The organism is Duganella sp. HH101 (genome assembly GCF_001758795.1).
Classification (GTDB): Bacteria; Pseudomonadota; Gammaproteobacteria; order Burkholderiales; family Burkholderiaceae_D; genus Rugamonas; species Rugamonas rivuli.
On the sequence record NZ_LRON01000011.1, the window covers coordinates 183,374 to 201,165 of the forward strand.

At 67.1% G+C, this 17,792-nt stretch carries 16 protein-coding genes; 12 read left to right on the top strand and 4 right to left on the bottom strand.

Features of this window, described 5'->3' with window-relative positions; genetic code table 11:
• Window position 1: 1 nt before the first annotated feature.
• The 6 genes from purE to DUGA2_RS18900 all read left to right on the top strand — a co-directional run bounded on the left by purE (window position 2) and on the right by DUGA2_RS18900 (window position 6,791).
• Window positions 2-502, top strand: coding sequence for a 5-(carboxyamino)imidazole ribonucleotide mutase (gene purE / locus DUGA2_RS18875; RefSeq protein WP_070271020.1), 501 nt, complete (start codon window positions 2-4; stop codon window positions 500-502).
• Complete coding sequence (locus DUGA2_RS18880) at window positions 503-1,717, top strand: 5-(carboxyamino)imidazole ribonucleotide synthase (RefSeq protein WP_070271021.1); 1,215 nt, start codon at window positions 503-505, stop codon at window positions 1,715-1,717.
• Window positions 1,714-2,793 (top strand): L-threonylcarbamoyladenylate synthase, encoded by a 1,080-nt coding sequence (locus DUGA2_RS18885; protein WP_070271022.1) that lies wholly within the window; start codon window positions 1,714-1,716, stop codon window positions 2,791-2,793. Before DUGA2_RS18880 ends, DUGA2_RS18885 begins: the two co-directional genes overlap by 4 nt.
• A 143-nt stretch (window positions 2,794-2,936) precedes the next feature.
• Window positions 2,937-4,478, top strand: coding sequence for a S9 family peptidase (locus tag DUGA2_RS18890; RefSeq protein WP_070271023.1), 1,542 nt, complete (start codon window positions 2,937-2,939; stop codon window positions 4,476-4,478).
• 183 nt (window positions 4,479-4,661) lie between these two features.
• Window positions 4,662-6,035, top strand: a complete 1,374-nt coding sequence (locus DUGA2_RS18895) for an SGNH/GDSL hydrolase family protein (RefSeq protein ID WP_070271024.1) — start codon at window positions 4,662-4,664, stop codon at window positions 6,033-6,035.
• Window positions 6,036-6,110: 75 nt separating this feature from the next.
• Window positions 6,111-6,791, top strand: coding sequence for an OmpW family protein (locus DUGA2_RS18900; RefSeq protein ID WP_070271025.1), 681 nt, complete (start codon window positions 6,111-6,113; stop codon window positions 6,789-6,791).
• A 118-nt stretch (window positions 6,792-6,909) separates the two neighbouring features.
• Here DUGA2_RS18900 and DUGA2_RS18905 read toward each other — a convergent pair whose 3' ends face one another.
• Both DUGA2_RS18905 and DUGA2_RS18910 read right to left on the bottom strand, forming a co-directional pair.
• Entirely contained in the window at window positions 6,910-8,094 is a 1,185-nt protein-coding gene (locus DUGA2_RS18905) for an acyl-CoA dehydrogenase (RefSeq protein ID WP_070271026.1), read from the bottom strand.
• 95 nt (window positions 8,095-8,189) lie between these two features.
• Window positions 8,190-8,693 carry a flavin reductase family protein gene (locus DUGA2_RS18910; protein WP_070271027.1) on the bottom strand — a complete coding sequence of 168 codons (504 nt, stop codon included), beginning with the start codon at window positions 8,691-8,693 and terminating at the stop codon, window positions 8,190-8,192.
• Between the two features lie 110 nt (window positions 8,694-8,803).
• Here DUGA2_RS18910 and msrA point away from each other — a divergent pair, with 110 nt between their 5' ends.
• Genes msrA through DUGA2_RS18925 form a run of 3 tightly spaced genes read left to right on the top strand, consistent with a single transcriptional unit; the run spans window position 8,804 to window position 12,684 of the window.
• Complete coding sequence (msrA, locus tag DUGA2_RS18915) at window positions 8,804-9,358, top strand: peptide-methionine (S)-S-oxide reductase MsrA (RefSeq protein WP_070271028.1); 555 nt, start codon at window positions 8,804-8,806, stop codon at window positions 9,356-9,358.
• A gap of 16 nt (window positions 9,359-9,374) precedes the next feature.
• Window positions 9,375-10,430 carry an HD domain-containing phosphohydrolase gene (locus DUGA2_RS18920; RefSeq protein ID WP_070271029.1) on the top strand — a complete coding sequence of 352 codons (1,056 nt, stop codon included), beginning with the start codon at window positions 9,375-9,377 and terminating at the stop codon, window positions 10,428-10,430.
• On the top strand, window positions 10,423-12,684 hold the full coding sequence (locus DUGA2_RS18925) for an ATP-binding protein (protein ID WP_070271030.1): 2,262 nt from the start codon (window positions 10,423-10,425) through the stop codon (window positions 12,682-12,684). Before DUGA2_RS18920 ends, DUGA2_RS18925 begins: the two co-directional genes overlap by 8 nt.
• Here DUGA2_RS18925 and DUGA2_RS18930 read toward each other — a convergent pair.
• On the bottom strand, window positions 12,618-13,967 hold the full coding sequence (locus tag DUGA2_RS18930; RefSeq protein WP_229214720.1) for a cyclopropane-fatty-acyl-phospholipid synthase family protein: 1,350 nt from the start codon (window positions 13,965-13,967) through the stop codon (window positions 12,618-12,620). The two genes, DUGA2_RS18925 and DUGA2_RS18930, sit on opposite strands and share 67 nt — an antisense overlap.
• Window positions 13,968-14,040: 73 nt before the next feature.
• Window positions 14,041-15,276 (bottom strand): pyridoxamine 5'-phosphate oxidase, encoded by a 1,236-nt coding sequence (gene pdxH / locus DUGA2_RS32810; protein WP_071658948.1) that lies wholly within the window; start codon window positions 15,274-15,276, stop codon window positions 14,041-14,043.
• Window positions 15,277-15,349: 73 nt separating this feature from the next.
• On the opposite strand from pdxH, the gene DUGA2_RS18940 reads away from it, so the two are divergent.
• The 3 genes from DUGA2_RS18940 (at window position 15,350) to cysK (ending at window position 17,790) form a co-directional block, all read left to right on the top strand.
• Complete coding sequence (locus tag DUGA2_RS18940; RefSeq protein ID WP_070271031.1) at window positions 15,350-16,192, top strand: ThiF family adenylyltransferase; 843 nt, start codon at window positions 15,350-15,352, stop codon at window positions 16,190-16,192.
• 119 nt (window positions 16,193-16,311) lie between these two features.
• Window positions 16,312-16,803 carry an FKBP-type peptidyl-prolyl cis-trans isomerase gene (locus DUGA2_RS18945; protein ID WP_070271032.1) on the top strand — a complete coding sequence of 164 codons (492 nt, stop codon included), beginning with the start codon at window positions 16,312-16,314 and terminating at the stop codon, window positions 16,801-16,803.
• Between the two features lie 51 nt (window positions 16,804-16,854).
• Entirely contained in the window at window positions 16,855-17,790 is a 936-nt protein-coding gene (cysK, locus tag DUGA2_RS18950; RefSeq protein WP_070271033.1) for a cysteine synthase A, read from the top strand.
• The last annotated feature ends 2 nt before the right edge of the window (window positions 17,791-17,792 follow it).

The following is a 17,792-nucleotide window of genomic DNA, read 5'->3' on the forward strand; positions in this document are numbered from 1 at the left end:
TATGAGCGAGCAGAACAAGCCACTGGTCGGCGTCATCATGGGTTCGTCGTCGGACTGGGACGTGATGCAGAACGCGGTCGCCATCCTCAAGCAGTTCGGCGTGCCGTATGAAGCGCAAGTGATTTCCGCCCACCGCATGCCGGACGAGATGTACGCCTACGCCAAGAGCGCCCGCGCGCGCGGCCTGCGCGCCATCATCGCCGGCGCCGGCGGCGCGGCCCACCTGCCTGGCATGGTGGCCGCGATGACCATCGTGCCGGTGCTGGGCGTGCCGGTGCCGTCCAAGTACCTGCGCGGCGAGGATTCGCTGCTGTCCATCGTGCAGATGCCCAAGGGCGTGCCGGTGTCGACCTTCGCCATCGGCGAAGCCGGCGCCGCCAACGCCGCGCTGACGGCGGTGGCGATGATCGCCGCCAACGACGACGCGCTGGCCGACAAGCTGGAAGCATTCCGTGTCACGCAAACCGAAGCCGCCAAGGCCATGACTTTACCGCTGGAATAAATGAGTAATCTGTTACCCCCGCAGTTTTCACCAATTCTGCCAGCCGCCAATCCGCCAGCCTGGCTGGGTGTGATGGGCGGCGGCCAGCTCGGCCGCATGTTCGCCCAGGCCGCGCAAAGCATGGGTTATCAAGTGGCCGTGCTGGAACCGGCGGCCGACTGTCCCGCAGGGCAGGTCGCGCAGCGCCTGGTCGAAGCCGGCTATGAAGATGCCGCCGGCCTCGACGCGCTGGCCGCGCAATGCCTGGCCGTCACCACCGAATTCGAGAACGTGCCGGCCGACAGCCTGTCGCGCCTGGCGCAGCAAGTGTTTGTCGCGCCGAACGCGCATGGCGTGTCGGTGGCGCAGGACCGCATCGCCGAGAAACGCTTCTTCGTCGATTGCGCGCCCAAGTCGGGCGTGATGCCGGCGCCGCACAAGGTGATCGCCACGCATGCGGACATCGACGCCATCGGCGACGAGCTGCTGCCCGGCATCCTGAAGACGGTGCGCATGGGCTACGACGGCAAGGGCCAGGTCCGCGTGCGCAGCCGCGAGGATGTGCGCGCCGCCTTCGACAGCATGGACGGCGTCACCTGCCTGCTGGAGAAGATGCTGCCGCTGGCCTACGAGGTCTCGGTGCTGACCGCCCGTGGCGCCGACGGCGAATCGGTGGTGTATCCGATCGCCGAGAACGTCCACCGCGACGGCATCCTGTTCACCACCACCGTGCCCGGCCCGAACGTGTCGGAAGCCAGCGCCAGGGTCGCGCAACAGGCGGCGCAAGCCATCGTTGCCGAGCTCGGTTATGTCGGCGTGCTGTGCATCGAATTCTTCGTGCTCACCGACGGCAGCCTGGTGGTCAACGAGATGGCGCCGCGTCCGCACAACAGCGGCCACTACACGATGGATGCCTGCGTCACCAGCCAGTTCGCGCAGCAGGTGCGCGCCATGGCCCGCCTGCCGCTGGGCGATGTGCGCCAGCATTCGCCAGCCGTGATGCTCAACATCCTCGGCGACGTCTGGTTCACCGACGACACCGACGCCACGCGCGAGCCGGCGTGGGACCAGGTGCTGGCGCTGCCGGGCGCTTGCCTGCATCTGTACGGCAAGGACGATCCACGCCGCGCCCGCAAGATGGGCCACCTGACCTTCATCGCGCCGACCCTGGCGCAAGCGCAGCAGCAGCTCGACGCCGCCTGCGCCATCCTGGGCATCGCCAAGGCGGCGCCGTGAAGCAGCAGGCCGCAACGGTAGCCGACCACACCGCCATCGCGGCGGCGGCGACGATCCTGGAGGAGGGCGGCCTGGTCGCCTTCCCTACCGAGACCGTCTACGGCCTGGGCGCCGACGCCGAGAACCCGGCGGCCGTGGCCCGCATCTACCAGGCCAAGGGCCGGCCGAACGACCATCCGGTGATCGTCCACGTCGCCCCCGGCGCCGCGCTCGACTACTGGGTGGCCGACATTCCGGACGAGGCCCGCCAGCTGGTCGCGGCCTTCTGGCCGGGCCCGCTGACGCTGATCTTGAAACGCGCCAGCCACATCCCCGACGCCGTCTCCGGCGGCCAGGATACGGTCGGCATCCGCTGCCCCTCGCACCCGGTCGCGATCGCCCTGCTGAGCGCCTTCAAGGGCGGCAAGGGCGGCGTGGCAGCGCCGTCGGCCAACAAGTTCGGCAACGTCAGCCCGACCACGGCCCAGCACGTGCGCGACGAGTTCGGCCTGGACGAGCATGACGACGGCGCCACCGACGGCGAAGCCTGCAGCGGCGCCTTGCTGAGCACCGTGCTCGAAGGCGGCCCCAGCCAGGTAGGCATCGAATCGACCATCGTCGACCTGTCGCGCCTGGCCACGCACGGCCCGGTGCTGCTGCGTCCCGGCCACATCAGCGCGCAGCAGATCGCCGACGTGATCGGCGCCATGCCGGCCGCGCCGGACCAGGCCGCGCCGCGCGCCTCCGGCACGCTGGAATCGCACTACGCGCCGCGCACGCCGGTGACGATGCTGCCGCAGTCCGAACTGGCGGCCGCGCTGGCGCAGTTGCAGGCGCGCGGCGTCAAGGTGGCGCTGATCGGCCATACGCTGCCGCCGCAGTCGCAGTCGCCGTCGTCGCAACGCCTGCTGCCGTCCGACCCGGCCGGCTACGCCTACGGCCTGTACGCCGCGCTGCGCGACATGGACCAGACCGGCTCCGACCTGATCCTGGTGGAGACCCCGCCGCAGGACGCGGCATGGCTGGGCGTCAACGACCGCCTGCGCCGTTCGGTGTTCGGCTCGGCCGGCGTGATCGCGTCCCTGTTGAAAAACTGAAATGTAAGTGTTGCGATAGGTCATGCATTTGGCTTGCTTTTCTGCTAAGCTGAAGCGTTGCTCGACAAAAAAAAATTCCGGCAACCTTGACCTACCAGCAGGGGCCGCCTCATAGGGCCCTGCACCCTATTCGAGGACGCATCATGTTCAACGCCGCACGCTTTTCCGTGATTTCCCTGGCCGTACTGCTCGCCTGTTGTGGAGGCGGCGGCGGTTCCGCCGGCAACCAGACCGGCGGCGCCATCGTGACGCAGCCTCCGACCCAGCTGCGCGGCGTGCCCATCGGCGGCGCCACGCTGGTGCCGGCCGCCATCGGCAACGGCGCCATGGCCAACACCGTCGAGCCTGGCGTCATGAAGAAGCTGATGGATGGCACCATCCCCCTCGGCAGCTCGATGACCGGCACGCCGACCTGCGCCGTCACCGCCTACACCCTCAAATACCACACCGTCGACTCGGTCGCGGCCGACACCGACGCCAGCACCGCCATCATCGTGCCGTCCGGCACGGACGCGGCCTGCCAGGGCAGCCGTCCGGTGATGTTGTACGCGCACGGCACCTCGCCGCGCAAGACCACCGATATGTCCAACCTGTCCGCCACCGAGGCGCGGCTGGTGGCGGCGATGTTCGCGGCCCAGGGCTACATCGTGGTGGCGCCCAACTACGCCGGTTATGCCGGCTCGTCGCTGGCCTACCATCCCTACCTGGACGCCGACCAGCAATCGAACGACATGATCGACGCCTTGCGCGCCGCCCGCAGCGTGTTCGGCAGCATCGGCGCCAGCGCTTCCAGCAAGCTGGTAGTGAGCGGTTACTCGCAAGGCGGCTTCGTGGCCTTGGCCACCCAGCGCGCGATGCAGACCAGGTACGCCGGCGAATTCTCGGTGGCGGCGGCGGCGCCGATGTCCGGCCCGTATGCGCTGCTGCAATTCGGCGACGCCATCTACGGCGGTGCGCCGACGGTGGGTTCCAGCGGCTTCCTGCCGATGCTGATCAACGCCGGCCAGCGCGCCGGCGCCAACATCTACGCCAGCCTGGACGACATCTACGAAGCCAAGTACGCCCCCGGCATCGACACGCTGCTGCCGGGCACGCAGGGCCTGGGCGACCTGGTGGCGGCCGGCAAGCTGCCGAACGACGTGCTGTTCGCGCAGGATTCGCTGCCGCAGGCGTCGGGCTACGCGTCCTACTTCGGTTTCGACCACCTGATGAAGACCAGCTACCGCAACGGCTACCTGGCCGACCTCAAGGCCAACCCCTGCAACACCAACAGCGTCGCGCCGCTGGGCTGCACGCCGACCCAGCCGCTGCGCAAGTGGCTGCTGAGGAACGATCTGCGCACCTACACGCCGACCGTGCCGCTGCTGCTGTGCGGCGGCAACGAGGATCCGGTGGTGCCGTTCGCCAATACCGACGCCACCAACGATTACTTCCGCGCCCACGCCATGGCTTCCGGCCTGCTGACGGTGCTGGATGTGGACGATTCGGCGCTGCTGGGCCCATATCGCACCACCCGCGCCGAATTCGCCGCCGCCAAGCAGGTGCTGCGCTTGTCCACGCTCTCCAGCACCGGTTCGGCGGCAGCCGCCAACAAGGCCGTCAGCGACGCCTACCACGCCGGCCTGGTCGCCCCATTCTGCATGCGCGAGGTAAGAAACTTCTTCGATTCTGCACCTGGGCGCTAAAATCGGTTTGCGTAAAGTTGTCTCCTTGAAAATAAAGCCGAGCAATCGTTCTTTTTAGCCACAGACGACAGGGGATTTGATGTGCTCCCCTATACATCGATAGCTAACGCTGGCATATTAGTTGGGTTGCGAATAGCACGGCCGTTCGTATCACACTATAAAAATATTTTCCTAGGAGACAACATGCGTCATACCAAATTTGCACTTGCTGCAATGACCCTGGCCGTCCTTGCAGGTTGCGGCGGCACCGATCCCAAACCCGGCGATCAAACTGTCAAGAACAAATACAGCGCGCAGGTGTCGTTCGGCGACAGCCTGTCCGACGTTGGCTCCTACGCGGTCGGCACGGTCGTCGCGCTCAAGGGCGGCAAATTCACGATCAATGGCGATAGCTCCGCCACCGTCTCCACACTGACCGGCAAGAACTGGACCGAACTGGTCGCCGCCCAATTGGGCCTGGCTGCGCCGTGCGCGGCAGTGACCGGCCTCGATGGCGATGCCAGCAAAGGTTTCTCGGTACCGCAAGTGGCCCACGCCGGCTGCTACGGCTACGCCCAGGGCGGCGCCCGCGTCACCAATCCTGTCGGGCCTGGCCACAAGCTGACCGGCAGCGTGCTGGGCGCGCTGACCATCCCGGTCGTCACCCAGGTGGCCAACCATCTGAAAGCGGTGGGCGGCAAGTTCAAGGGCGATGAAATGGTGTTCGTCATGGCCGGCGGCAATGACGCGCTGTTCAACCTGACCAAGCTGAGCACCGACGCCACCGCCGCCGGCACCGCCGCTGGCGGCACCGCCTATGTCACCAGCCTGGTCGGCCAACTGGCCGCCGGCGCCACCGATCCGCGCAGCGCCGCCGGCGCCATCGGCCTGGCCGCGCAAACGGAAGCGGCCCGTCCGGGCAGCACCCAGACCACCATCACCCAGGTCGCCGTCGGCACCGCGGCGGTCCAGCCGGGCAATTCGGCCGTGGCTTCGCCGGCCGTCTACGGCCCGATGGTGACGAAGGCCACGGCCGACGCCACCGCCGCCGGCGCCAAGGCCGGCGCCGACTACGCCGCCGCCCACGGTCCGGAACTGGTGGCGGCCATGGCCACCGCCGGTACCGAACTGGCCAACCTGGTCAAGACCCAGATCCTGGCCAACGGCGCCAATTATGTCACCGTCAACAACCTGCCGGACGTGGCCACCACGCCGTCCGGGCGCGCCAAGCCCACCTCGCAGCCGCTGATCAACGCCATGGTTTCGGCGTTCAACAGCGCACTGAGCGCCGGCCTGGCGGCGGAATCGAAGGTGCTGATCGTCGACGTGTTCTCCGTCAGCCACGACCAGGCCACCAACCCTGGCCCCTATGGCCTGACCAATGTCGAGGAGCCTGCCTGCAACCTGACCGCGCCGACCAACCCGCTGGGCAGCGCGCTGGCGTGCAACGCCGGCAACGTCAAGTCCGGCGATATCAGCCACTGGTCCTTCGCCGACGAAGTGCACCCGACGCCGTTCAACAACCTGCTGCTGGCCCGCTACGTGGCCGAGAAGCTGGTCGTCAAGGGCTGGCTGTAATTCAGTCGTCGCGCGCAGCCGCCGCCCGCGGGAGGGCGGCTGCCGGACTCACCACACAATAAATCAGGAGACGATATGAAGAACACGGTAAAACTGCTGGCGCTGGCCGCCGCACTGACGGTAGCCTCGGCCGCATCGGCGCAACAAACCGCCGGCACCTGGCTGGGCACGCTGGGCATCAACAAGATCACGCCGAAAGTCGATTCGGGCGATGTGTCGGCGCCGGCGCTGCCGGGCACCAAGGCCGACGTGGGCACGGACACCAAGCCGCGCTTCGCGATCGCCTATATGTTGACCGACAATATCTCGGCCGAGCTGGACCTGGGTCTGCCGTACAAGCACGACCTGATCGGCGCCGGCGCCATCCAGGGCACGGGCAAGCTGGGCACGTCGGAAGTATTGCCGCCGACCGCCTTTGTGCAGTACCGCTTCCTGCCGGCCAACTCGATGTTCCGTCCGTACGTGGGCCTGGGCATCACCTACGCGATGTTCCAGAAGGAGACCGGTTCCGGCCAGCTGACCGCGCTGCTCAATACCGGCGGCCCGGGCACGACCTTCAAGCTGGACGACAAGTGGGCGGTCAGCTACCAGATCGGCGGCACGGTGAAGATCAACGAGAAATGGTTTATCGACGCCACCGTCATCAAGACCAAGCTGAAAACCATGGTGCACTTCTCGACCGGCCAGACCCAGGACGTGCGCCTGGATCCGCTGGCGGTCAGCGTCAGCGTGGGCTACAACTTCAAAGGCTTCTAAGCCCAGCCTCCGAAGCAAAAAAAACCGCTGGGGCCTTGCAGCCGCAGCGGTTTTTTTACGTCCACCCCGAACCGAGGCGGGGTCTGACCCCACGGGGTCAGACCCCAGGCTTTGGGGGTTACTGGAAGGCCTGGATGCCGGTCTGGGCGCGGCCCAGGATCAGCGCGTGGATGTCGTGCGTCCCTTCGTAGGTATTGACCACTTCCAGGTTGACCATGTGGCGGATGATGCCGAACTCGTCCGAGATGCCGTTACCACCCAGCATGTCGCGGGCGACGCGGGCGATGTCCAGCGACTTGCCGCAGGAATTGCGCTTCATCATCGAGGTGATTTCCACCGCCGCCGTGCCGGCGTCCTTCATGCGGCCCAGCTGCAGGCAGCCTTGCAGGCCCAGCGTGATCTCGGTCTGCATGTCGGCCAGCTTCTTCTGCACCAGCTGGTTGGCGGCCAGCGGACGGCCGAACTGGTGGCGGTCCAGCACGTACTGGCGCGCGGTGTGCCAGCAGTCCTCGGCCGCGCCCAGCGAGCCCCAGGCGATGCCGTAGCGTGCCGAGTTCAGGCAGGTGAACGGACCCTTCAGGCCGCGCACGTCCGGGAAGGCGTTCTCTTCCGGGCAGAACACATTGTCCATCACGATCTCGCCCGTCACCGAAGCGCGCAGGCCGAACTTGCCGTGGATGGCGGGGGCGCTCAGGCCGGCCATGCCTTTTTCCAGCACGAAGCCGCGGATCGCGCCCTCATCGTCCTTGGCCCAGACCACGAACACGTCGGCCACCGGCGAATTGGTGATCCACATCTTGGCGCCGCTCAGCGCGTAGCCGCCCGGCACCTTCTTGGCGCGGGTGATCATCGAGCCCGGGTCGGAGCCGTGGTTCGGCTCGGTCAGGCCGAAGCAGCCGATCCATTCGCCGGTCGCCAGTTTCGGCAGGTATTTCTGTTTCTGCGCTTCGGTGCCGAACTCGTAGATCGGCACCATCACCAGCGACGACTGCACGCTCATCATCGAACGGTAGCCGGAATCGATGCGCTCGACTTCGCGGGCGATCAGGCCGTAGGCCACGTAGTTCAGGCCGGGACCGCCGTACTGTTCCGGAATGGTCGGGCCCAGCAGGCCCAGTTCGCCCATCTCGCGGAAGATCGAGGTGTCCATCTTTTCGTGGCGGAAGGCGTCCAGGATGCGCGGCGCCAGTTTGTCCTTGCAATACGCGGCGGCGGCGTCGCGCACCATGCGCTCGTCGTCGGTCAGTTGCTGGTCCAGCAGCAGGGGGTCATCCCAGTGGAATTGGGCGCGGGCTAGGCTCATAGTGGTCTCTCATTATGAAAATTGGTGAAGGCTGCCCGCATTCTATGCCGCGGCCACCATCACGGCTTTTCAAATGGCGACACCAATTTCCGTTTTTAGCCCAGCTCGCCGAACTGGCCGCCGTGGAAAATCAGCGGCGGCGACGGCGAGAACTCGCACAGCTCGACCTCGCCGACGAAAATCACGTGGTCGCCCTCGGGGTAGCGGCTGCGGTTGTGGCATTCGAACCAGGCCGACGCCCCCTTGAGGATGGGCTGGCCGGTGCGCGACAGCTCGTATTCGGTGTTTTCCCACGGGTCGATGCCGCGCGTGGCGAACTGCTTGGCCAGATGGGCCTGGCTGGCCGACAACACATTGATGACGTAGTGCGAGTTGCCGGTGAAGATGGGCATGCTGTTGGCCGTGGTCGCCAGGCTCCACAGCACCAGCGGCGGGTCCAGCGACACCGAATTGAAGGAACTGGCCGTCAGGCCGCGAAACGTGCCGTCCGCCAGCCGGGTGGTGATGACGGTGACGCCGGTGGCGAACTGGCCCAGCGCCTGGCGGAAATGGCTGGTATCGAAGGGGCGCTGGTCGGCGCGGGGAGAACGAGTGTGCATGGTGGACCTGTGACTTTTCAGCCATTATGCCAAAGTTTACCGTGCGATAGCGTATTGCCCTGGTTTGCGTTACAGTGAACCCATGGGCATTCTTCTACGCGGGGGGAGTCATGACGAGTCAGACCGCGCCGGCCACGGCGCTGGAAACGGCGTATCTGGGCGGCGGCTGCTTCTGGTGCACCGAGGCCGTGTATGCCCAGGTGAAGGGCGTCGTCCAGGTCGAGTCGGGCTACACCGGCGGCCACCAGCCCGACCCCACGTACGAGCAAGTCTGCGCCGGCGGCACCGGCCATGCCGAAGTAGTGAAATTGCAATTTGATCCCGCCGTCATCGGTTTCCGCGACCTGCTGGAAATCTTCTTCACCATCCACGATCCGACCACGCTGAACCGCCAGGGCAACGACGTCGGCACCCAGTACCGCTCGGTGATCTTTTACCAGTCGCCGCAGCAGGAAGCCACCGCGCGCCAGGTGATCGCCCAGATGGCCGGGGTGTGGGACGCGCCCATCGTCACCGAGCTGGCGCCGGCCTCGGCCTACTATCCGGCCGAGCCCTACCACCAGGATTATTTCACCCAGCATCCCCTGCAAAGCTATTGCGCCTTCGTGGTGGCGCCCAAGGTGGCCAAGTTCAAGAGTACCTACGCGTATCGCCTGAAATCATAACAACGAGGGGACGTGCATGAAGGTGGTGCTGGTCGACGATACCCATATCAACCTGGTGCTGATGTCGCGCCTGGTGGACAAGCTGCAGGACGTGAGCACCATCAGCTTCCAGTCGGCGCGCGAGGCGCTGGCCTGGTGCAACGCCCATCCCTACGATCTGCTGATCGTCGACTACATGATGCCGGACATGAACGGCCTGGAGCTGATCGCCCGGCTACAGGCGCCGGCCGACCAGCGGCCGCCAGTGCTGATGGTCACGGCCAGCGTCGACGTCGACGTGCGCCACCGCGCGCTGGAAAACGGCGCCAGCGATTTCCTCATCAAGCCGATCGACAAGGTCGAGTTCCTGGCGCGCACCCGCAACATGCTGGCGCTGCGCAGCGCCACGCTGGGCCTGCAGCACCGCGCCAGCTGGCTGGCCGAGGAAGTGGCCAAGGCCACCGCCGAGCTGCGCGCGCGCGAGCAGGAAACCATCATGCTGCTGTGCCGCGCCTCCGAGTACCGCGACCCCGAAACCGGCGCCCACATCCAGCGCATGGCGCACTACTCGCGGCTGATCGCCGAGCAGCTGGGCCTGCCCGAGGAACAGCAGCAGGACGTGCTCAACGCCGCGCCCATGCACGACATCGGCAAGGTCGGCACGCCCGACCACATCCTGCTCAAGCCCGGCCGGCTGGATCCCGACGAAATGGCGGTCATGCGCCAGCACGCCGGCATCGGCTACAACATCCTCAAGGATTGCCAGGCGCGCATGTTGCAGCTGGCGGCCGAGATCGCGCTGACCCACCACGAGCGCTACGACGGCACCGGCTATCCGCGCGGCCTGGCGGGCGAGGCCATCCCGCTGGTGGGCCGCATCGTCGCCGTGGCCGACGTGTTCGACGCGCTGACCAGCGTGCGGCCGTACAAGAGCGCCTGGAGCATGGAGGACGCGCGCCAGCACCTGCTGGACAACTGCGGCGGCCACTTCGATCCGCGCTGCGTCGACGCGCTGTTGCAGCGCTGGGACGACGTGCAGGAGATCCGCGCCCGCTTCCGCGACGAGCCCGGCGCCGCCACGGCCCATGGATAGTCACGTCGCCCTGATACGGCAAGCGCTGGCAACGCTGGACGCGCAGGAACTGGCGCGCCTGCTGGAGCCGCAGCTGGCCGCGCTGGCCGAGCTGGAAGCGGAGGCGCACCAGCTGCGCTCGGCCAACGCGCTGCTGCGCAAGGAGAACCGCCAGCAGCGCGGCAACGTCGGCACCTGGCGCGACGAGCACACCGCGCGCCTGGCCGGCCTGCAACGCGAGCTGCACGCAGACCTGCAGGTGCAGCCGCGCCCGCCGTCCGCCGACCAGGCCGCCCGCGACCAGCAGGAGCTGACCGAGCAGATCCTCGACCAGCTGCCCATCCCCATCTTCCTCAAGGACCGCGACGGCCGCTTCCTGCGCTTCAACAGCCGCTTCGAGGAATTCACCCAGCGCTCGCGCGCCGAAATCCTCGGCCGCACCATCGACGACTTCGCCTCGCCGCGCTGGGCCGCCGCCACCCACGTCGAGGACGAGCAAGCCTGGTCCACCGGCCGCATGGTGACGACCGAGCGCCGCATGGCCACCTTCGATCCGCCGCTCGACGTGCTGGTCAGCCGCAAGGTCATCAACAGCGGCGGGCTGTCCTACATGCTGGGCTACTTCATCGACATCAGCGAGCAGCGCGCCGCCCGCGCCGCCATGCAGCACGCGGTCGAATCGGCCGAGGCGGCCAGCCGCGCCAAGAGCGAATTCCTGGCCAATATGAGCCACGAAATCCGCACGCCGATGAACGGCATCCTCGGCATGACCGAGCTGGTGCTGGAGTCCGACATCGACGCCCACCAGCGCGCCGACCTGACGCTGGTGAAAGCCTCGGCCGACGCGCTGTTGCAGATCGTCGACGACATCCTGGACTTCTCCAAGATCGAGGCCGGCAAGCTGGACATCGAGGAAGTGCCGTTCGACCTGCGCCAGCTGGTCGGCGACACGCTGCGCGCCATGAGCTTGCGGGCGCGGCAGAAGGGGCTGGCGCTGGCGTCCGAGATTCCGCCGGACGTGCCGCGCATCATGAAGGGCGATCCGGGGCGGCTGCGGCAGGTGCTGCTCAACCTGGTCGGCAACGCCATCAAGTTCACCGGCGCCGGCAGCGTGACGGTGCAGCTGTCCATCGGCGCCGAGCACGACGGCCGCAGCGAGATCGTGTTTGCCGTGCGCGACACCGGCATCGGCGTGCCGGAAGAAAAACAGCACCTGATCTTCGAAGCCTTCGCCCAGGTCGACGGCTCGACCACGCGCCAGTACGGCGGCACCGGCCTGGGACTGGCGATCTGCCGCCGGCTGGTGATCCTGATGCAGGGCCGCATCGAGGTCCACAGCGCGCCGGGGCAGGGCAGCGTGTTCAGCTTCGCCGTGCCCTTGCAGCACACCGGCGTGGCGCAGGCCGCGCCGCTGCCGCCGCTGGCCGTGCTGGCGCCGGGCCAGGGCATGAACCTGAGCGCCAACGACGGCGGCCTGATCGTCGGCGAGGGCGATCTGCCGCCGCCGGCAGGCCGGCAGCATCCGGCGCCAGGCGGCCTGCGCGTGCTGCTGGCCGAGGACAACCCGGTCAACCAGCGGCTGGCGGTGCGGCTGCTGGAAAAGCTGGGCCACCGCGTCACGCTGGTCGACAGCGGCCTGGCGGTGCTGGAGCGCGCCGCGCGCGGCGCGCACGACGTGATCCTGATGGACGTGCAGATGCCGGGCCTGGACGGCCTGGCCGCCACGCGCCAGATCCGCCAGCGCGAGGCCATGCAGGGCGGCCACGTGCCCATCATCGCGATGACCGCGCGCGCCATGGCGGGCGACCGCGAGCGCTGCCTGGAAGCGGGCATGGACGACTACCTGGCCAAGCCGGTCGACAGCCAGCAGCTGCGCGACATGCTGCTGCGCTACCAGCCCGACAGCGGCCACCAGCTGCTGGACTGGCGCGGCGCCTTGCAGCGCCTGGACGGCGACGCCGAACTGCTGCTGGAACTGGCCGCGCTGTTCCTGCACGACGGCCCGCAACTGTGGCAGGAGCTGGGGGAGGCGCTGGCGGCGGGCGACCTGCCGCGCAGCACGCGCGCGGTGCACAGTTTGAAGGGCGTGCTGGTCAACTTCGGCGCGGCGCGCGCGGTGGCGCTGGCCGAGCAACTGTCGGCCGCGCTGCACGCCGGCCAGCCGTGGCAGCTGGCGGCCGGCCGTCTGGAGCCGGCCTTGCAGCAGGTCTACGTCGCCTTGAAGGAGTTGATCGCCGGCGGCGTCGACGCCATGGCCGCGCCGCCGTCTTCCTGAAGCAGCGTGAACGAGGGCAGGCCGGCGTCCGCCAGCGCGTAATGGGCGCCGATGCCGATGCCGATGCCGATGCTGGCCGGCGCCGGATACATGTGCCGGCGCGACCACGGCAGCGCCGCACTGCGCTGGCCCGCCTTGCGGCAGACGATCTGGTACAGGCTGATCCAATCCTGTTCGAAGGCATAGCTGCAACCGGCCAGGTACACATGCCAGATGCGGTAGCGCTTGTCGCCCGCCAGCGCCCGCGCGCGCTCGGCGTGGGCCTCGAAGTTGTCGGTCCAGATGGCGCAGGTGCGGGCGTAGTGGCGGCGCAGGTTCTCGACGTCGCCGACCTCCAGCTTGGCCTGCTGCATGGCCTTGAGCACATGGCCGATATGCGCCAGCTCGCCCTGCGGGAACACGTATTTTCCGATGAACTCGCCGCCGCCGTAGGGTGTCTCGCCGTTGTCCGGATCGGTGGTGGTGATGCCGTGGTTCATCACCACGCCGTCGTCCGCCAGCAGCTTGTGGATGGCGGCGAAATACTCGGGCAAGTGCTTGATGCCCACGTGCTCGAACATGCCGACGCTGGTGATGCGGTCGAAGCGGCCGCGCACGTCGCGGTAGTCCTGCAGGCGGATTTCGACCAGGTGCTCCAGCCCCGCGCGCCGCACCCGCTCCTTGGCCAGCGCGAACTGGTTTTCCGACAGCGTGATGCCGACGCAGCGGGCCCGGTACTGCTGCGCCGCACGTATAACCAGCGCGCCCCAGCCGCAGCCGATGTCGAGCAGCGTCTGGTTGGGCCGCAGCTCGATCTTGCGCAGGATGTGGTCGATCTTCTTGGCCTGGGCGGTGGCCAGGTCTTCGTCGCCGTCCTCGAAGTAGGCGCAGGAATACACCATGGCCGGATCGAGGAACTGCTGGTAGAACTCGTTGGAAACGTCGTAGTGGTAGCGGATCGCCTCGGCGTCCTTCTGCTTGCTGTGCACCATGCCGCGCACGATGCGGGCGAACTTGCCCTCGGCCTTGAGCGTGGTGCGCGCCAGCGCGTTGACGATGGCGATCATGTCGTGCGCCCGGCCCCGGACCTCGATCGCGCCCTCGACATAGGCCGCGCCCAGGTTGGACAGCGAAGGCGTCAGCAGGTAGCGCGCGGCCGACACGTTCGGCAGCCGTATCGTCACGCGCGGCGTCTCGGTGGAAAAGTCGACATGCTGGCCGTTCCACAGCTCGATGCGCAAGGGCAGGGCGATCTGCCGGCGGATGCCGGCGATCCAGCTAGTGAGTCGGTTTTGTACGAACACAATCACCTCCGCATCCAGAAATGAAAAGACCACCGCGAGCGATGGTCTGGTGTGCTGCGAGGGGGCGGTCCGCTTACGGCTGCAGGCGCTCCTTCACCCAGCTTCCATCTGCCTGTTTCACATACACGATCCGGTCATGGAAGCGCGAGCGGCGTCCCTGCCAGAACTCGATGCGCACCGGATCGAGGCGATAGCCGCCCCAGTATTCCGGCCGCAGCGGATGCTCGCCGCCGACGGCGGCGGCCGCATCGTAATTGGCTTCCATCTGCTCCCGGCTGGCGATGCGCGCGCTTTGCTGCGAGGCGATCGCGGCGATCTGGCTCTTCACCGGCCGGCTGTAAAAATACTTGTCGCTTTCCTCGGCGGACGTCTTGACCACCTTGCCTTCGATGCGCACCTGGCGTTCCAACTCGCTCCAAAAGAATAGCAGCGCGGCGTGCGGGTTGTCGCCCAGTTGCCGGCCTTTCTGGCTCTCGTAGTTGGTGTACCAGGTGAAGCCGCGGTCGTCGTACTGCTTGATCAGCACGATGCGCGAACTCGGTTTGCCTGCCGCATCCACCGTGGCCACGCTCATCGCGTTCGGTTCGTTGACCTTGGCGCGCATGGCCTCTTCAAACCACTTGCCGAACTGGGCGATCGGATCGTCCAGCACATCGTCTTCCGTCAAACTGGCGCGGCCGTAGTCGAGGCGCAGATCGGCCAGCACCACGCCGTCGGCCACCGTGTTGGCGACCGCCACTTGCTGCTGCTCCGGCACCTGGCTCTGGGGCAGGGAGGGCGCGATGCCGCGCCTGACCTGCATCGCGCTGCCCAGCTGCGCCATCTGCTCGGGGCTGAACAGGCGCTTGGCCATGGGGGCGATATTGCTTTCTTCGATGACCATGTGGGCGGCGTAGGCGTCGCAGAAACGCTGCACCTGCTCGGCCGACAGGGCGGTCCCTTGCCCGTTGGCTATTTGATCAAGTTGCGAATTAATTATATGCCAGTCCTGATCCATTTGCTGGTGGTCGGCCAGGATGCCGGGCACCAGTTCGGCCAGCAGCGCGGCGTCGGCGTCGCGGGCCGTGGCCTGCAGCATCGGCACCAGGTTTTGCTCCTCGTCTTCGTGGTGCAGATGGGCCGCGTTGTTGAAATATTTCTGCACCGCCTGCGCGGCCTTCTGCGCCTCGGCGTCGGCGCCGTGCTTGGGCAGGTGGGCCAGCAGCTTGTGCAGCGTCTCCAGCTGCTTGCGTATCTTGTCGTGGCAATGTTTCAAGACTGCTATCGGCTGGCTGAAGTCGGGGGCGGTGTCGTGCAAGGAAAGGCTCATGGATAGGCGCTCGGGCAAGGTGAGAAAGTCATTCTAAAATAATTTTTGCGGCGGCGTCCGTTAAAATGTCGGCATGAACTCCATCGCACCTACCCAATTCGACGATATCGACTTCGAGCGCCGCTTCGGCGGCATCGCCCGCCTGTATGGCGACGCCGCGCTGGCGCGCTTCCGCACCGCCCACGTCTGCGTGGTCGGCACCGGCGGCGTCGGCTCGTGGATCGTCGAGGCGCTGGCCCGCAGCGCCATCGGCCAGTTGACCCTGATTGATCTGGACAACGTTGCCGAGTCCAATATCAACCGCCAGATCCAGGCCCTGGGCAGCACCGTCGGCCAGGCCAAGATCAGCGCGCTGGCCGCGCGCATCGCCGACATCAATCCCTTCTGCGTGGTCAGGCAGATCGAGGACTTCGTCACGCCGGACAACCTGGAGCAGATGCTGGGCGCCGGCCGGTACGACTTCGTGGTCGACGCCATCGACAGCGTCAAGGACAAGGCCGCGATGATCGCCTGGTGCCGCCAGCACAGCATGCCGATGATCATCATCGGCAGCGCCGGCGGCCAGACCGACCCGACCCAGATCGCCGTGCGCGACCTGGCCCGCACCGAGCAGGAACCGCTGCTGAAGAAAGTGCGCAAGGTGTTGCGCACCCAGTACGGCTATCCGCGCGGCGAGAAGACCAAGTTCCATGTCGACGCCGTGTTCTCGATGGAGCGCCTGAAGTTCCCGGAAACGCAGGAAGTGTGCGCGCTGGAAGGCGGCCAGCCCGCCGCCGGCGTGACGGGCCTGAACTGCGCCGGCTTCGGCTCGGCCATGGTGGTCACGGCCACCTTCGGCATGGTGGCCGCCGGCCAGGTGCTGCGCCAGCTGGCCGACAGCGTGCAACCGCCGGTAGCGCCGGCCGGCACACCGTAGATTTTATCCAGTTGCGGATGCGGTTTTGCTATCATGGTGCGCGCTGGCACGGGGACCGTGCTATCCACAGACTTCATCGAAAGAATAAAACCATGATGCGTAGTTCCGTAGTAGTAGCCATGCTGTGCGCGCTGGCGGCCTCCGTGGCCCAGGCCCAGACTCCGACCCCGACCCCGGCCGCTCCGGCCGCACCTGTGGCGCCGGCCGACGTGCCGCCGCCACCGCCGATGGTGGTCGGCTCGGCCACGCCCGGCCCTGCCGCAGAACAGCTGATCGTCACCGACACCAAGATCGGCACCGGCAAGGAAGCGACCACCGGTTCCACCGTCTACATGCACTACTCGGGCTGGTTGTACCGCCCGCTGGCCAAGGGCATGCACGGCAAGCTGTTCGACTCGTCGATTCCACGCGGCGAGCCGCTGGACTTCGTGCTGGGCGCCGGCCGCGTCATCAAGGGTTGGGACCAGGGTATCCAGGGCATGAAGGTGGGCGGCAAGCGCACGCTGATCATCCCGTCGGAACTGGCATACGGTTCGCGTCCGACGCCGGGCAGCGGCATCCCGCCGAATTCCGCGCTGATCTTCGATGTCGAACTGATGGATGTGAAATAAGCACCTGAACAGGCGTAGACTGGAACCTCCGTCCCACTTCGGAGGTTTTCCATGAAGATTGCCAACGACGTCACCGAACTGATAGGCCGCACCCCGCTGGTGCGCCTGAACCGGCTGGCCAAGGGCAGCACCGCGCAGGTGCTGGTCAAGCTGGAGTACTGCAATCCCGCCCATAGCGTCAAAGACCGCATCGGCCTGTCGATGATCGAAGCGGCCGAAGCGGCCGGCCAGATCCGTCCCGACACCGTTATCCTCGAACCGACCAGCGGCAATACCGGCATCGCGCTGGCGATGGTGTGCGCCGCGCGCGGCTACCGCTGCATGCTGGTCATGCCGGACACCATGAGCCGCGAGCGCCGCATGCTGCTGCGCGCCTACGGCGCCGAGCTGGTGCTGACACCCGGCAGCGAGGGCATGCTGGGCGCGATCCGCAAGGCCGAGCAACTGGCCGACAGCGATCCGCGCTACCTGATGCCGCAACAGTTCAACAACCCCGCCAATCCCGATGTGCACCGCCGCACCACGGCCGAGGAAATCTGGGCCGACACCGACGGCCGCGCCGACATCCTGGTGGCCGGCGTGGGCACGGGCGGCACCATCACCGGCGTCGGCGAAGTGATCAAGGCGCGCAAGCCGGAGTTCCGCTGCATCGCGGTGGAGCCGGAGGCTTCGCCCATGCTGGCCAAGGGCACCAAGGGGCCGCACCCGATCCAGGGCATAGGCGCGGGCTTCGTGCCGGCCGTGCTCAATACCAGGGTGTACGACGAGATCATCGGCGTCAAGAACGAGGACGCCTTCGCGACCGCGCGGCTGGCGGCCAGCCAGGAGGGATTGCTGGTGGGGATATCCTCCGGCGCCGCCTTGTGGGCGGCGCTGCAGGTGGCGCGGCGGCCTGAGAATGCGGACAAGATCATCGTGACGATCATCCCGTCCTTTGGCGAACGCTACCTGAGCACGGCGCTGTACGCCAACCTGGTGGACAACTAGGC

Bases quoted from the DNA above. Each gene is read 5' to 3' on its own strand.
- purE (WP_070271020.1), top strand. From the start codon at position 2: ATGAGCGAGCAGAACAAGCCACTGGTCGGCGTCATCATGGGTTCGTCG.
- DUGA2_RS18880 (WP_070271021.1), top strand. From the start codon at position 503: ATGAGTAATCTGTTACCCCCGCAGTTTTCACCAATTCTGCCAGCCGCC.
- DUGA2_RS18890 (WP_070271023.1), top strand. From the start codon at position 2,937: ATGTTCAACGCCGCACGCTTTTCCGTGATTTCCCTGGCCGTACTGCTC.
- DUGA2_RS18895 (WP_070271024.1), top strand. From the start codon at position 4,662: ATGCGTCATACCAAATTTGCACTTGCTGCAATGACCCTGGCCGTCCTT.
- DUGA2_RS18900 (WP_070271025.1), top strand. From the start codon at position 6,111: ATGAAGAACACGGTAAAACTGCTGGCGCTGGCCGCCGCACTGACGGTA.
- DUGA2_RS18905 (WP_070271026.1), bottom strand. From the start codon at position 8,094: ATGAGCCTAGCCCGCGCCCAATTCCACTGGGATGACCCCCTGCTGCTG.
- DUGA2_RS18910 (WP_070271027.1), bottom strand. From the start codon at position 8,693: ATGCACACTCGTTCTCCCCGCGCCGACCAGCGCCCCTTCGATACCAGC.
- msrA (WP_070271028.1), top strand. From the start codon at position 8,804: ATGACGAGTCAGACCGCGCCGGCCACGGCGCTGGAAACGGCGTATCTG.
- DUGA2_RS18920 (WP_070271029.1), top strand. From the start codon at position 9,375: ATGAAGGTGGTGCTGGTCGACGATACCCATATCAACCTGGTGCTGATG.
- DUGA2_RS18925 (WP_070271030.1), top strand. From the start codon at position 10,423: ATGGATAGTCACGTCGCCCTGATACGGCAAGCGCTGGCAACGCTGGAC.
- pdxH (WP_071658948.1), bottom strand. From the start codon at position 15,276: ATGAGCCTTTCCTTGCACGACACCGCCCCCGACTTCAGCCAGCCGATA.
- DUGA2_RS18940 (WP_070271031.1), top strand. From the start codon at position 15,350: ATGAACTCCATCGCACCTACCCAATTCGACGATATCGACTTCGAGCGC.
- DUGA2_RS18945 (WP_070271032.1), top strand. From the start codon at position 16,312: ATGCTGTGCGCGCTGGCGGCCTCCGTGGCCCAGGCCCAGACTCCGACC.
- cysK (WP_070271033.1), top strand. From the start codon at position 16,855: ATGAAGATTGCCAACGACGTCACCGAACTGATAGGCCGCACCCCGCTG.